At 62.3% G+C, this 13,940-nt stretch carries 9 protein-coding genes and 1 pseudogene; 3 read left to right on the top strand and 7 right to left on the bottom strand.

Going from position 1 to position 13,940, the window contains the following annotated elements; translation table 11 throughout:
- Positions 1–17: 17 nt before the first annotated feature.
- Positions 18–1,259, bottom strand: coding sequence for an MFS transporter (locus ACTJKM_RS06785; RefSeq protein WP_058329468.1), 1,242 nt, complete (start codon positions 1,257–1,259; stop codon positions 18–20).
- A 323-nt stretch (positions 1,260–1,582) separates the two neighbouring features.
- Between ACTJKM_RS06785 and aspS the strand changes: the two genes are divergently transcribed.
- Positions 1,583–3,370, top strand: coding sequence for an aspartate--tRNA ligase (aspS, locus tag ACTJKM_RS06780; protein ID WP_058329390.1), 1,788 nt, complete (start codon positions 1,583–1,585; stop codon positions 3,368–3,370).
- 168 nt (positions 3,371–3,538) lie between these two features.
- Here aspS and groL read toward each other — a convergent pair whose 3' ends face one another.
- The 5 genes from groL to ACTJKM_RS06755 all read right to left on the bottom strand — a co-directional run bounded on the left by groL (position 3,539) and on the right by ACTJKM_RS06755 (position 9,741).
- Positions 3,539–5,164, bottom strand: coding sequence for a chaperonin GroEL (gene groL / locus ACTJKM_RS06775; RefSeq protein WP_057252609.1), 1,626 nt, complete (start codon positions 5,162–5,164; stop codon positions 3,539–3,541).
- 112 nt (positions 5,165–5,276) lie between these two features.
- Complete coding sequence (locus ACTJKM_RS06770) at positions 5,277–5,510, bottom strand: hypothetical protein (protein WP_057252607.1); 234 nt, start codon at positions 5,508–5,510, stop codon at positions 5,277–5,279.
- A gap of 134 nt (positions 5,511–5,644) precedes the next feature.
- Entirely contained in the window at positions 5,645–6,652 is a 1,008-nt protein-coding gene (locus ACTJKM_RS06765) for a lysophospholipid acyltransferase family protein (RefSeq protein ID WP_057252605.1), read from the bottom strand.
- Positions 6,639–8,072 (bottom strand): cytochrome P450, encoded by a 1,434-nt coding sequence (locus ACTJKM_RS06760; protein ID WP_110878177.1) that lies wholly within the window; start codon positions 8,070–8,072, stop codon positions 6,639–6,641. Before ACTJKM_RS06760 ends, ACTJKM_RS06765 begins: the two co-directional genes overlap by 14 nt.
- Positions 8,073–8,541: 469 nt before the next feature.
- On the bottom strand, positions 8,542–9,741 hold the full coding sequence (locus ACTJKM_RS06755; RefSeq protein WP_058320196.1) for a hypothetical protein: 1,200 nt from the start codon (positions 9,739–9,741) through the stop codon (positions 8,542–8,544).
- A gap of 425 nt (positions 9,742–10,166) precedes the next feature.
- On the opposite strand from ACTJKM_RS06755, the gene parC reads away from it, so the two are divergent.
- Both parC and ACTJKM_RS06745 read left to right on the top strand, forming a co-directional pair.
- Complete coding sequence (parC, locus tag ACTJKM_RS06750; RefSeq protein ID WP_057252599.1) at positions 10,167–12,443, top strand: DNA topoisomerase IV subunit A; 2,277 nt, start codon at positions 10,167–10,169, stop codon at positions 12,441–12,443.
- Between the two features lie 168 nt (positions 12,444–12,611).
- Positions 12,612–12,938, top strand: a pseudogene (locus tag ACTJKM_RS06745) (helix-turn-helix domain-containing protein); the annotation flags it as partial.
- Between the two features lie 105 nt (positions 12,939–13,043).
- Here the strand turns inward: ACTJKM_RS06745 and ACTJKM_RS06740 are convergent.
- A complete protein-coding gene (locus ACTJKM_RS06740) occupies positions 13,044–13,940 on the bottom strand; it encodes a DMT family transporter (RefSeq protein ID WP_058329388.1) in 897 nt (298 codons plus the stop codon).

Here is a 13,940-nt window from a genome sequence, read left to right as displayed (position 1 = left end):
CGCATCTTGCCGCAGGCTCAGCCATCCTTGCGCTTGTGGTTGTTGCCGGCGGCGAGCTTGTTGAAGAAGGACGAGGTGCGCAAAAGGTTGCGGAACGGCATTGCGCGCTCGCCGGCGGGCACCGGCCCGCGCGCCGTCATGCGGTGCAAGGTGTAGAGCATGAACAGGAACAGGATCGCCGCCGTGTAGATGAAGAGCGCCTGCGGCCCGAAGATGTCGAGCAGGAAGGACGCAAAAAGAGGCCCGATGATCGCGCCGAGCGACCAGAAGAACAGCATGCCGGCAGATACCAGCGCATGCTGCCCCTCGGCTGCGTGGTCGTTGGCATGCGCCGAGCAGAGCGAATAGAGCGGCATGGCAAAAGCGCCGAAGAGGAAGATGCCGGCAAAGTTCAGCCATTCGTCGTTGCCGGCGCCGAAGGCCAGGAACAGGCCGGCGAGCAGCGAGCCGAAGGTGGCGATCAGGATGATCAGCCGGCGGTCGATCCGGTCGGAATAATGGCCGAGCGGATATTGCAGCACGACGCCGCCGATGATGCCGGCGCTCATGAAGGTGGCGATCGCCGTCACTGAAAGGCCGATGCCCTGGGCATAGATGGGCCCGAGCGAGCGGAAGGCGGCGTTGGTGAGGCCGACGACGATGCACCCGACAGTCGCGAGCGGCGAAATGTTCCAGAGCGCCTTGACGTCGAACCGGATCGCTTCGGGCGCTACCGGGCTCGACCGGTCGGCAAAGGAGATCGGCACGAGCGACAGGGTCAGTGCCATGGAGATGATGGCGAAGAGTTCGAAGCCCTCGAGGCCGATGCCCGGGATGACATATTGCGCCGCCGTCACCGATCCAAGGTCGACGAGGCGATAGACGGAAAGCGTACGCGCCCGGTTGGCGTTGGTGACGCTGGCGTTCAGCCAGCTTTCGACGGTCGCAAACAGGCAGGCGAAGCAGATGCCGGCAAGCAGCCGCATCAGAAACCACATCAGCGGATTGATGACGAGCACCATCGAAATGGCCGCGGCGGAGGCTATTGCCGCCATGGCCGAGAAGGTGCGGATGTGGCCGATGGCGCGCAGCATGCGGGTGACATAGACGCAGCCGAGCGCGAAACCGATATTGTAGCCGGCCCCGACGACGCCGATCAGGGATGTCGAGAAACCTTCCTCCAACGCACGAAGCGAGATGAAGGTGCCCTGCAGGCCATTGCCGCCGATGAGGATGCCTGCGGTGACGAGGAGGGGGATGAGCGGGCGAATCTGAGACATGGGGCAGGCGACATCCGGGAAAGCGGCCGCGACTCGGGGGATCATTGTGGGGCCTTCCAATGTGTAGCCCCGCATTCCGTGGCCGGACAGCCCCGAATTGTGACGATTGCCGTTCTTTTCGCGGCATTTCGGCCGGCTTCGGTCTCAAGCGGCCTTGGACTGGCCGTTTCCTTGGTTTAGAACGCATCTCCATCTGGGGCGGCGGCGGTCGCGCGGCTTGACAAAGCCGGCGCATCATGCGCTTTTCCGCCCGATTTTGACCATGTGCCGCGCGCCGTGTCCCACGAGCCTGCGCGGCTCTTTCGCAATTCCGGGATAAAACGATGCATCGTTACCGCAGCCACACCTGTGCCGCCCTCCGCAAGTCGGACGTCGGCTCCACCGTTCGCCTTTCGGGCTGGGTCCACCGTGTCCGTGACCATGGCGGCGTGCTCTTCATCGACCTGCGCGACCACTACGGCATCACCCAGGTCGTCGCCGATCCGGACAGCCCGGCCTTCAAGTCGGCTGAAACCGTTCGCGGCGAGTGGGTCATCCGCATCGACGGCCGCGTCAAGGCTCGTACCGACGACACCGTCAACAAGGGCATGCCGACCGGCGAAATCGAGCTCTACGCGCAGGAGATCGAGGTTCTCTCGGCCGCCAAGGAATTGCCGCTGCCGGTCTTCGGCGAGCCGGACTATCCGGAAGACGTGCGTCTCAAGTACCGCTTCCTCGACCTGCGCCGCGACACGCTGCACAAGAACATCGTCAAGCGCACCCAGATCATCTCGTCGATGCGCCGCCACATGGGCGAAGTCGGCTTCACCGAATACACCACCCCGATCCTGACGGCCTCGTCGCCGGAAGGCGCACGCGACTTCCTGGTGCCGTCGCGCATCCATCCCGGCAGCTTCTACGCCCTGCCGCAGGCGCCGCAGCAGTACAAGCAGCTCTTGATGGTTGCCGGCTTCGACCGTTACTTCCAGATCGCGCCGTGCTTCCGCGACGAAGACCCGCGCGCCGACCGCCTGCCGGGCGAGTTCTACCAACTCGACCTGGAAATGAGCTTCGTCGAGCAGGAAGACGTGTGGTCGACGATGGAGCCGGTCATCCGCGAGATCTTCGTCGAGTTTGCCGATGGCAAGCCGGTGACGGAAAAGTTCCCGCGCATCCCCTATGACACGGCGATCCGCAAATACGGCTCCGACAAGCCGGATCTGCGCAACCCGATCGAGATGCAGGCGGTTACCGAGCACTTCGCCGGCTCCGGCTTCAAGGTTTTCGCGAACATGATCGCCTCGAACCCGAAGGTTGAAGTCTGGGCGATCCCGGCCAAGACCGGTGGCTCGCGCGCCTTCTGCGACCGCATGAACGCCTGGGCCCAGAGCCAGGGCCAGCCGGGCCTCGGCTACATCTTCTGGCGCAAGGAAGGCGAAAAGCTCGAAGGCGCCGGTCCGCTTGCCAAGAACATCGGCGAGGAACGCACCGATGCGATCCGCACCCAGCTTGGCCTCGATGACGGCGACGCCTGCTTCTTCGTCGCCGGCGACCCTTCGAAGTTCTACAAGTTTGCTGGCGAAGCCCGCACACGCGCCGGCGAGGAGCTGAACCTCGTCGACCGTGACCGCTTTGAATTCTGCTGGATCGTCGACTTCCCGTTCTACGAATGGCTGGAAGACGAAAAGAAGATCGATTTCGCCCACAACCCCTTCTCGATGCCGCAGGGTGGCCTCGAGGCGCTGAACACCGAAGATCCGCTGTCGCTCAAGGCCTACCAGTACGACATGGTCTGCAACGGCTTCGAGATCGCCTCCGGCTCGATCCGTAACCAGCTCCCGGAAGTCATGGTCAAGGCCTTCGAGCTGACCGGCAAGTCGCAGCAGGAAGTCGAAGAGCAGTTCGGCGGCCTCTACCGTGCGTTCCAGTACGGCGCGCCTCCGCATGGCGGCATGGCATTCGGCATCGACCGCGTCGTCATGCTGCTCGTCGGCGCGAAGAACCTGCGCGAGATTTCGATCTTCCCGATGAACCAGCAGGCGGTCGACCTCCTGATGGGGGCGCCGTCCGAGGCGACGCCGGCCCAGCTGCGTGAACTGGCGCTTCGCCCGATCCCGCAGAAGAAGGATTGAGGTCGAAGAGACCTGTCAAAAACGAAAGCCCGGCGATCGTTTCGCCGGGCTTTTTTCATGGTCTGCCTGTGATCTGGGTTCAGTGCTTGCCGTAGAACGGCGCGGCTGAATTGGCCCCAAGCCCTCGACGGTCGCGTTCGCCATGCGAGAATGAGCGTCTGGCGGCCGTCAGAAGTCCATTCCAGCACCAGACGGCGGCGTCGGTCCGTTCTTTTTCGGTTTTTCGGCGATCATGGCCTCGGTCGTCACCAGAAGGCCGGCGACGGAAGCCGCATCCTGCAGCGCCGCGCGCACGACCTTTGCGGGGTCGATGACACCCATGCGGAACAGATCGCCGTACTCTCCGGTCTGGGCGTTCCAGCCGTGGGCAAAGTCACTGTTCTCCCGCAGCTTTCCAACGATCACCGAACCTTCAGCGCCAGCATTCTCGGCGATCTGGCGCGCCGGCGCCTCGAGCGCCCGCCGAACGATCTCGATGCCGACGCGCTGATCGTCATTGGCGGCCTTGAGCCCGTCGAGCGCGTGGACGACCCTCAGCAGCGCGACGCCGCCGCCGGGCAGAATGCCTTCCTCTACCGCGGCTCGCGTCGCATGCAGGGCATCGTCGACCCGGTCCTTCTTTTCCTTCACTTCGACTTCGGTCGAGCCGCCAACCCGGATCACCGCAACGCCGCCGGCGAGTTTGGCGAGCCGTTCCTGCAGCTTTTCCCGATCATAGTCGGAGGTCGTTTCCTCGATCTGTGCCTTGATCTGGCTGACACGTCCGCCGATATCCGCCTTCGTTCCGGCGCCATCGACGATCGTGGTGTTTTCCTTCTCGACCATCACCCGCTTGGCGTGCCCGAGCGTGTCGAGCGTCACGTTTTCAAGCTTGATGCCGAGATCCTCGGAAATGACCGTGCCGCCCGTCAGGATGGCGATGTCCTCGAGGATGGCCTTGCGCCGATCTCCAAACCCGGGGGCCTTGACGGCTGCGATCTTGAGACCGCCGCGCAGCTTGTTGACGACGAGCGTGGCAAGCGCTTCGCCCTCCACATCCTCGGCGATGATCAGCAAGGGACGGCTCGCCTGGATGACCGATTCGAGAATCGGGATCATGGCCTGGAGGTTAGAGAGTTTCTTCTCGTGGATGAGAATGTACGGGTCCTCAAATTCGACGCGCATCTTCTCCTGGTCGGTAATGAAATAGGGGGAGAGATAGCCGCGGTCGAACTGCATGCCCTCGACGATCTCAAGTTCGATCTCGGCGGTCTTGGCCTCCTCGACGGTGATCACACCCTCGTTGCCGACGCGCTCCATCGCCTGTGCTAGATAGTTGCCGATTTCCTTGTCGCCGTTGGCGGAGATCGTGCCGACTTGGGCGATTTCCTCGTTGTTGGAAATCTTGCGGGCATGGATCTTCAGTTGTGCCACGATCGCCTCGACGGCGAGGTCGATGCCGCGCTTGAGGTCCATCGGGTTCATACCCGATGCGATTGCCTTGACGCCTTCCCGGACTATCGCTTGAGCAAGCACCGTGGCCGTCGTCGTTCCGTCGCCGGCAACATCGCTGGTGCGTGACGCCACCATGCGCAGCATCTGCGCCCCCATGTTCTCGAACTTGTCTTCGAGCTCGATCTCCTTGGCAACCGAGACGCCATCCTTGGTGACACGCGGCGCACCGAAGGCCTTGTCGATCACCACGTTCCGCCCCTTCGGGCCGAGCGTCACCTTCACGGCATCGGCGAGGATATCGACGCCACGCAGCATACGGTCGCGGGCATCGCTACTGAACTTGACTTCCTTGGCTGCCATCGTTGACCTCCCTCAACACAAAACACGTGGCCTGATGCTCCCGCCGCCCGCCGCGCGGGGGCAACCTTGCATGCAATCAAAAATCACTAGCGCAGCCTCGCCGCCTGATCGGCTAGGTCGCGAAGTCCCGTTCCTCGTCATTGTCCGGCGTCAGGATATCGATCAACGCCGCAACCCGGCCAGCCGGCAAGTGGCGGCCTTCGCCGATCAGCGCCTCGTCGTTGTTGACCCAAGCAATGGCCTCGGCGAGTTCGCCGGCCGTGGCCCCCGTCGCCAGCAACTCGGCCATCAGTGTCTCGTCGACCGGGCCAAGGATAGCGGTGATATCCGCATGCTTCAGTCCCATGGGCTCCTCCTTCCGTTTTATCGGTCAGGAATGCGGGGACCTCGGATCCCCGCCCAATGTAAATAGGCCGGGGTCTGAAGGCATCAAGCGCTGATCATATCATGGAAGCCAAGTGGGCGGAAAACCATGAGGCGTCATTCCGGCCGAAGCGCGTTGTCCAGGAAATACCATTGGTCGAGATGCGCGCGAACGACGGGCTCGATCGCATCGTTCAACAGCAGCATATCTTTCACGAGGCGTGCATTCGGCTCATCGGAAGCCGGAAGCCGGAGGGGCTCCAGCGCCTGGCATTCGAAACGGAAACCGTCGGTGCGCAAGCCGTACCAGGGGCAGATCGTGGCACCCGTCATGCGCGCCAGGCGGATGGCAAGCGCGAGATTGCCTTCCTGATGAGGTTTGCGATCGAAGAACGGTCCGCGGATCATGCCGCCAAAGCCTTCGTCGCAGAACATACTGACGACGCCGCCGCTCTTCAGGATCTTGATCGCCGGTCGGATTCCTTCCATGCCCGGCGGCAGAAACCGCAATCCGGCCTTGCTGCGGACGCGCTCGGCGATCCATGCTTTGGCACGGCTCTTGGGTGGTACGTAGAAGGCATGAGGCTGGAGACCGAGACTGCGGAACGCGATCGTCCCAACTTCCCAATTTCCGAGATGAAGCCCGACGAGGACGACGGGGCCGTCTTTCGCCACGTCGCGGATCGGAGCAAGGCCATCGGTCCGCAACCTCTCGCCATGCCGCTGCAACCTGTTGATGACGGAAAATTCTGTCATCAGCCGTCCCTGGGCCTGGCAGTTTTCGAGGAACAAGGCTTCCTGTTCCTCGGGGCTCAGGTCCGGACGCAGATGTTTGATCGTATCCCGGGCGCGCTGCGTGGCGATCTTGTGAAAGCGCGGCACCACGAAAAGGCCGAGTGCGGCCCCCAGGCGTGAGCATGCATCCATCGGCAGAAGCTTCATGCCGAAATGGGCAGTGAGATTGGCAAGGTTCCACAGATTGTCGGTAATCCAATAGCGCCGGAAGGCCCGGGACCGGTCACCGCCTGCCAATGCGTCCCCAAGACGCGGCGGTTGCTCCTCAGCGAAAGTCCAGGCCTTGCGCTTGGCAATCGGTCCCCTGACGCCAGGATTATCCGGCGCCATGCGACGTGCCTTCTCGCCTGTGTAAAGTGACCGGAAGCCCGCCCTTCGGTCTGAGGGTCAGCCGGCAGATCGGCTCGACCGCGTGGCGTTCGCGCAGGCGAACCCGGTAGCGCTGAGCGATGATCGCCAGGCAGAGGATCGCTTCCGTCAGGCCGAAATGCAGGCCCGGGCAGACGCGGGGGCCGCTGGCGAAGGGAATGAAGCTGTAGGGCGTCGGGCGACGGCCTTCGGTGAACCGCTCCGGATGGAAGTGGTGTGGGTCTTCGAACAGACTTTCCGTGCGGTGCAAGAGCCATGGCACGATCAGGACGAGCGAGCCCGGCTCGGCGGCAACGTCGCCGATCATGTCCGCCTCGCGCGTCTGTCGCGCCAGGATCGGAACCGGCGGGTAAAGGCGAAGCGTTTCTTCAATGACGGCCCGGCACCATTCGAGCTGCGGCACGTCGTCGATCGTCGGCGTCCGGTCGCCGCAGACCCTGGCGATCTCGTCGTGCACGGCCTTCTCGATCCAGCCTGCTTTCGAAAGCAGATACCAGGTCCAGGTAAGTGTGGCTGCCGTCGTCTCGTGACCGGCCATGAAGATGGTCGCGGCTTCGTTGCGCAAGGCGACGAGGTCGAGCTTCAGCTCCGGATTTCGCTGCTGCCGCCGGATGAGCAGTTCGACCATCGAATTGTGGTCGCCGCGGCCGGCAAGGTGATCCTCCACCACCTTGTCGATGGTCCCATGGATGCGCTTGACCGAGCGGCGCAGGCTCGGTGTGCGCAGGACGGGCAAGCCGTCGTCGAAGCCGAGGAAATAGCCGATGTTGATGGAATCGACCAGCGACTGGTAGCTGGTGAAGCCCTCGGTCACGGCAGCCGCACTGTCGTCTCCGAGTTGGTTGCCGAAGACGCTGCGTGCGATGATCTCGGCGGTCAGGCCCGCCATTTCGTGCAGGGCGTTGACCTCGGCACCGTCGGGCATCTGGTTCCAGCGCTCGACCAGTTCGCTGGTTGTCTTCTCCATGACAGGACCGAAGGACGGCACTCTCTTGGCGTGGACGATGTCGGCCACCAGCGGCCGGCGTTGCTTCCAGGTGTCTCCATCCGAGATGAACAACCCGTCGCCGAGCAGAAACTCGAGCGCCCGGCGCATCTGCGGGCTCTTGCGCTCGAAGTTCTCGTGTCGCTTGACGACCACTTGTCGGATCAGATCGGGCGAGTTGACGACGATGATCTGCCGGCCGAGGATCCGGGTCTGCGAGACGTTTTCGGTATAGTCGCTGGCGCGCCAGATCGACAGGAAATCCGTCCGCGCCTGAAGCAGGAGCCGTAGCGGCTTACCTGGCGGACCCGAATAGTAATCGGCACGGACGGGGGCGAATTTCCCCTCCAGCAATTCTTCCCTGAAATTTACAGATTGCTGGAGCCAGGCGAGCATTTACGTCCGATCTGCCGTAATATGAAGATGATATTCAGGCGTATATTTGTATTTCTTACACAGAGTCCGAGAATTCCTCGTCGAGGCTGAAATGCTCTCAAGTTCACGGAACGTCGAATTCTCGGCCGCCTGAGTGTGGCATGCACGATTTTGATGAAAAACGCTATCGCCCGGCGGTGAAATTTTCTTGGCGCCATGAACGACGTTCGGAGAGAGTAACGGCCACTGCAACCGAAGCGCGCGCCTTCAAGACGTACGGTGCCGACCGTTCGCATGGCCGCAAGTAGAAACAGCCCTTGTCCTGTGGAGGGCCGGCGGGTGCAAAATACAGATCTGCTGAATGAAGCTGGACCAGAGGTCCTGTGGGCTACGGCAAATCAGGTAGGCTGAGCCGCTAAAGTTTGCGCGCCCGGTGGGCGCGCAAAGCTCGTGGTAAGGTCGGTTGCTCCGGGCGGAGCAAGCGGGGCGATCAGTCGTTCGCGGTCACCTTGACGCCGAGCACCGACGGAATGGTGTTCGGTGCGCCCATGGCAGCGCCCATGATCATCGGGAACGGAACCGGCTTTTCCGGTGCCGCGCTGATCGTCAGGCTCTTCGGTCCATCGAGATAGGCGTTGACGGCGGCCGACACCTGGTTCTGCAGTTCTGGCACATTGAGCTGCGCCATCATGATCGGCACCAGGCCCTTCAGCGACTGAGCCATCTGCTCACCCGAAACGCCCTGCTGCGAACCGGCATAGTCCAGCGCCTTCTTGGTGATCGAGGCATCGTCGAAGCGGACTTCGGCGCTGTTGAAGGTCAGCTGCTGCATCAGGCCCATCATGGCAAGGCCCATGGCTTGGTTCGCCTCTTCCTTGTTCGGATTGGCCTCGGCGGCCTTCATCGCTTCCTGCATGGATTTCACGAAGGCAAGCGTGTAGCCGGAAATGTCCAGGGCAAAGTTCAGCCGGCCGACGTTCTTGAAGTCGAGGGCATATTCTTCGAGTGCGACATTGCCGCTTTCGACCTCCCAGCTGCCTTTCATCGTCAAGGCGCCGTCGATCGTGGTGAGGCCGAGCTTTTCGATCGCCTCCTTGGTCTTGGCGTCCTCGACGGTCGACAGGTCGGCCTTGATGCCCGAGGCGGTCGCGTCGAAGTCGAAGCCGGCGTCATTTTCCTGGCGTGCCAGGTTCGCTTCGGTGCTTTCGAGCGAGAAGACTTCCTTGCCCTTGGCGTTGAGAGCGATCGGGCCGGTGCTGGCGCTTTCGTAGAGAAGAATGTCGTTGATCGTTCCACCGTTGGCATTGGCGGGGATCGTCAGGCCGGAAAGTAGGATGTCCTTGACCGAAATGCTTCCCTCGTCCTGGCTGACATTGACGTCAGGGAACGACACGGTTTCGGCGTAGTAGCCGCCACCTTCGGTTTCCTCGACACCTTCGAAGGTCAGATCACCGATCTTCAGGCTCGTCGGTTCGCCCGGCTGGCTGGCGACCTTCAGCTGCACGCCGGTCACCGTCACCTTGTCGCCGTCCACTTCGGCCTTGTCATAGGTGATGGAGGTGCCGTTCGCGTTCGTTGCCGCGTCGAGCTTCTTCATCAGGTCCGCGCCGTCGAGTGCGAAGGCCGGGCTGGTAAGCGTGAGGAGCGCGGCGCTCGCCATCATCAGGCGGATCTTGCGCGTGTGCATCATTGTCGAGTTCCTTCGTAAAATCTTTGATTGTGTAACTGTTTCGAAGATGAGGCGTGGCTAATCTGGTTTGTCTCCGCAGAGGGCGTCAACTGGGAGCGAACGGCAACATCCGGAAGTTTTCGGCGGCCAGTTCGTGTCTTGCAATCCCCCTCACAAATCGTCCAAATCAACTACAGCCGAAGCTATTACGAAACAGGGCGAAATTATATTCGCTTGGCCAAACCGCACATGTTCCTGGTCGGGCATGCTTTCCGGGATGTTACCAAGCGCTCGCCTCCGACGCATAGCCGTCCGACCGTTACACGAACATTGCGCCGGAGCAAGCGGATCGCTTCACGCGCCAACTGTTGGCGGGTAAGGGGTTCTCCACAATCGCATCCCCTGAAAACCTTGCTGTTCCGGGTTTGTTGCGCTAGCAAGGTCCCATGGGACAAAGCCTTAATCCCCCGTCAGGCGGGGACGACAATATTCAGCCGGTTGACCTCAAGGCGGCGCTGGAAGAGCGTTATCTTGCCTATGCCTTGTCGACCATCATGCACCGCGCGCTTCCGGACGTCCGCGACGGGTTGAAGCCCGTGCATCGCCGTATCGTGCATGCGATGAGCGAAATGGGCCTCAGACCCAACTCGTCGTTCAAGAAATGCGCCCGCATCGTCGGCGACGTCATGGGTAAGTTCCACCCGCACGGCGACGCCTCGATCTACGACGCGCTTGTGCGCCTGTCCCAGGAATTTGCAATCCGCTACCCGCTCGTCGACGGCCAGGGCAACTTCGGCAACATCGATGGCGATAACGCCGCGGCGATGCGATACACCGAAGCGAAGATGACGGACGTCTGTTCGCTCCTTCTCGACGGGATCGACCAGGACGCGGTGGATTTCCGCCCCACCTACAACGAGGAAGACCAGGAGCCGACCGTGCTCCCTGGGGCCTTCCCGAACCTGCTCGCAAACGGCGCAACCGGCATCGCGGTCGGCATGGCGACCTCGATCCCGCCGCACAACGCGCATGAACTGTGCGACGCGGCGCTGCACCTCATCCGCCATCCGCAAGCGACCGTCGAAGATCTGCTTTACGATCCGGCCAATCCGCAGAAGGGCGGCATCGAGGGGCCAGACTTTCCGACCGGTGGGGTGATCGTCGAAAGCCGCGAAAGCATGGCCGAATCCTACCGCACCGGCCGTGGCGGTTTTCGTGTCCGCGCCCGCTGGGCCCAGGAGGATCTCGGCCGTGGCGGTTATCAGATCGTCGTCACCGAGATTCCCTATCAGGTTCAGAAGTCGCGCCTGATCGAAAAGATTGCCGAGCTTCTGGTTGCGCGCAAGCTGCCGCTGCTCGAAGACATTCGCGACGAATCCGCGGAAGACGTTCGCATCGTTCTCGTGCCGAAAAGCCGCTCGGTCGATGCCGGCATCCTGATGGAGTCGCTGTTCAAGCTGACCGAGCTTGAGAGCCGCATCTCGCTGAACATGAACGTGCTGTCCATGGGGCGCGTACCGCGGGTCATGGCGCTCAACGAGGTGCTCTCGGAATGGCTGGCGCATCGCCGCGAGGTGTTGCAGCGCCGGTCCCGCCATCGCCTGGCGGCGATCGATCGCCGGCTCGAGATACTCGCCGGCTATCTCGTCGCCTATCTGAACATCGACGAAGTCATTCGCATCATCCGCGAAGAAGACGAGCCGAAGCCGGTCATGATGGAGCGGTTCTCGCTCACTGATCTGCAGGCCGAGTCGATCCTCAACATGCGCCTGCGCTCCTTGCGCCGGCTCGAAGAGTTCGAGATCCGCACCGAATTCGACGCCCTGTCGAAGGAGAAGGCCGAGATCGAAGCGCTGCTCGCGTCGGAAGAGAAGCAGTGGCAGACCGTCGCCTGGGAGATCGGCGAGGTCAAAAAGAAGTTTGCCAAGGCAACCGAAATCGGCAAGCGCCGCAGCACCTTCGCGGATGCACCGGAGGCTGACGTGGAGGCGATCCAGCAGGCGATGATCGAGAAGGAACCGATCACCGTCGTCATCTCGGAAAAGGGCTGGATCCGGGCACTGAAGGGCCACATCTCCGACACGTCGTCGCTCCAGTTCAAGGAGGGCGACGCGCTCAAGGTGGCGTTCCCGGCGCAGACGACCGACAAGATCCTGGTCTTCACGACCGGTGGAAAGGTCTACACGCTCGGCGGCGACAAGCTGCCTGGCGGTCGCGGCCATGGCGAGCCGCTGCGCATCATCGTCGACATGGAGAACGACCAGGACGTCCTGACCGCCTTCGTCCATGATCCGGCGCGCAAGCTCATCGTCTCGTCGGCTGCCGGCAACGGTTTCGTCGTGACGGAAAGCGATATCGTTGCCAATACCCGCAAGGGCAAGCAGGTGATGAACGTCTCGATGCCGGACGAAACCAAGCTGGTCGTGCCGGTCAAGGGTGACCACGTTGCCGTCGTTGGCGAGAACCGCAAGATGCTCGTCTTCCCGCTCGTCCAGATCCCCGAGATGGCGCGCGGCAAGGGCGTCCGGCTTCAGCGTTACAAGGATGGCGGCATCTCCGATATTCGCTGCTTCACGATCGCAGAAGGGCTCATCTGGGAAGACAGCGCTGGCCGCGTCTTTACCAAGACGAAGGATGAACTGATCGAATGGCAGGCCGATCGCGCCTCGGCCGGTCGCGTCGTTCCGAAGGGCTTCCCGCGCAGCGGAAAGTTCAGCGGCTGACCATAAAATACCAGCCGTGCGGCCGATGAGCCGCATGGCTGGTGTCCCAATCCGGGGCATTGAATTTGCGCATTAAGGTATTGGAAATACAGTCGAACTCGAGCGAAAAGCGGCGCTTGTATGTGCCGGCGTATCATGGATGACTGCCCATCCAACAGGATGGATACGATGCCGAACGCCAATGCCCTCGACGAAATTCTCCTGGCGCTCGCCAGCCCGGTACGCCGGCGGATCTTCGAGATCCTCTTTGCCGGTGAGGCGCGTGTCGCCGATATCGCCTCGGCCGTTGCGGTGCGCGGCGAAGAATTGGAGAAGCACATAGCACTCCTCGAGGCAGCGGGCCTCATCACGCGCCTGCGGCGCCGCGAAGGCGAATCCCTAAGCGGAAATCCTGCGCCTTTGAGCGAGGCGGCCACCTGGATCAACACCAACCGCGAGCTTTGGGCGATGCGTGTGCAGATGCCGGAAACCCGGCTGGCCTCCGGCGCGCCGGAGCCTGTACCCGAGCGGACGCCGATTCGCGACCGCCGCAGCGAAACCGAACAGAAGTCGCGCCGCCCCCGGCCGACCGGTCCTCGCCGTGAAAATTGATCGATAGCGCTACTCGGCGCAGGCCACCGCGGACCTCAGCGCTCTGCTGCGCATCTGCCAGAGCGAATGGCCGATGAGGGCGAAGATCAGGATCGCGCCACCCATCAAGGTCTGCGTTGTCGGGGTTTCGGCAAAGACCAGCCAGACCCAGATCGGCGCCAGGATCGTTTCCAGCAGGTAGAACATGCCCACTTCCGGCGCCGAGAGGAAACGCGGTCCCGTCGCCAGGCAGAAGAAGGCGAGCGGGATCATCACCAGACCGTTGAAGAAGATGTAGCCGGGTTCCGCAATCGTGAATCCCGAAGGGGACAGCATCAACAGAGCGACCGCTGCCGGGAAGATCGCCGTGACCAGCGGCACCAGCGCCATGTCGCGCTTGCTTGCGCGGCTGATCGTGATCGCGCTGGCAAGCAGGAAGGCGGAGGATGCTGCCATCGCATCGCCGAAGAGGTGGCCGCTTTCCAACCCGTCCTGAACGATCAATCCGACGCCGAACACCATGATCAACATCGTCACGAGCGTGGCGTTCGATGGTCGTTCCTTCAGGAAGATCCAGGACAAAATGGCGGCAAACATCGAGGTGAAGGCGAGGATGAAGACCACATTCGCCGTCGAAGTGTTGAAGACGGCGAGCAGGAACGTGCAGGAATTGATGCCGTAGAACAGGCCGACGACGAGCCCGGTCTTGCCCGGCAACAGTGAAATCTTCCGGCCGAACACGCGGTTGATCACGAACCAGGCGCCGAGCGCGATCACGAACGTCGACAGGCTGCGCACCGCGAGCAGCGACCAGACGTCGCCACCGGCGGAACGGATGAGCGGGATATCGAAGGAAAGGGCAAGGCCACCGAGGCCGGTGATGGCAAGGCCACGCCGGTGCATCACGGCATCAGAAGATGAACTCAA

This window comes from Ensifer sp. 22460, assembly GCF_052044935.1.
Taxonomy (GTDB): domain Bacteria; phylum Pseudomonadota; class Alphaproteobacteria; order Rhizobiales; family Rhizobiaceae; genus Ensifer.
Note: the sequence above shows the minus strand (reverse complement) of the source record. Positions and strands in the feature narration are given on the sequence as shown.

Bases quoted from the DNA above. Each gene is read 5' to 3' on its own strand.
- groL (WP_057252609.1), bottom strand. From the start codon at position 5,164: ATGGCAGCCAAGGAAGTCAAGTTCAGTAGCGATGCCCGCGACCGTATG.
- ACTJKM_RS06760 (WP_110878177.1), bottom strand. From the start codon at position 8,072: ATGCTCGCCTGGCTCCAGCAATCTGTAAATTTCAGGGAAGAATTGCTG.
- aspS (WP_058329390.1), top strand. From the start codon at position 1,583: ATGCATCGTTACCGCAGCCACACCTGTGCCGCCCTCCGCAAGTCGGAC.
- ACTJKM_RS06770 (WP_057252607.1), bottom strand. From the start codon at position 5,510: ATGGGACTGAAGCATGCGGATATCACCGCTATCCTTGGCCCGGTCGAC.
- ACTJKM_RS06785 (WP_058329468.1), bottom strand. From the start codon at position 1,259: ATGTCTCAGATTCGCCCGCTCATCCCCCTCCTCGTCACCGCAGGCATC.
- ACTJKM_RS06755 (WP_058320196.1), bottom strand. From the start codon at position 9,741: ATGATGCACACGCGCAAGATCCGCCTGATGATGGCGAGCGCCGCGCTC.
- ACTJKM_RS06765 (WP_057252605.1), bottom strand. From the start codon at position 6,652: ATGGCGCCGGATAATCCTGGCGTCAGGGGACCGATTGCCAAGCGCAAG.
- parC (WP_057252599.1), top strand. From the start codon at position 10,167: ATGGGACAAAGCCTTAATCCCCCGTCAGGCGGGGACGACAATATTCAG.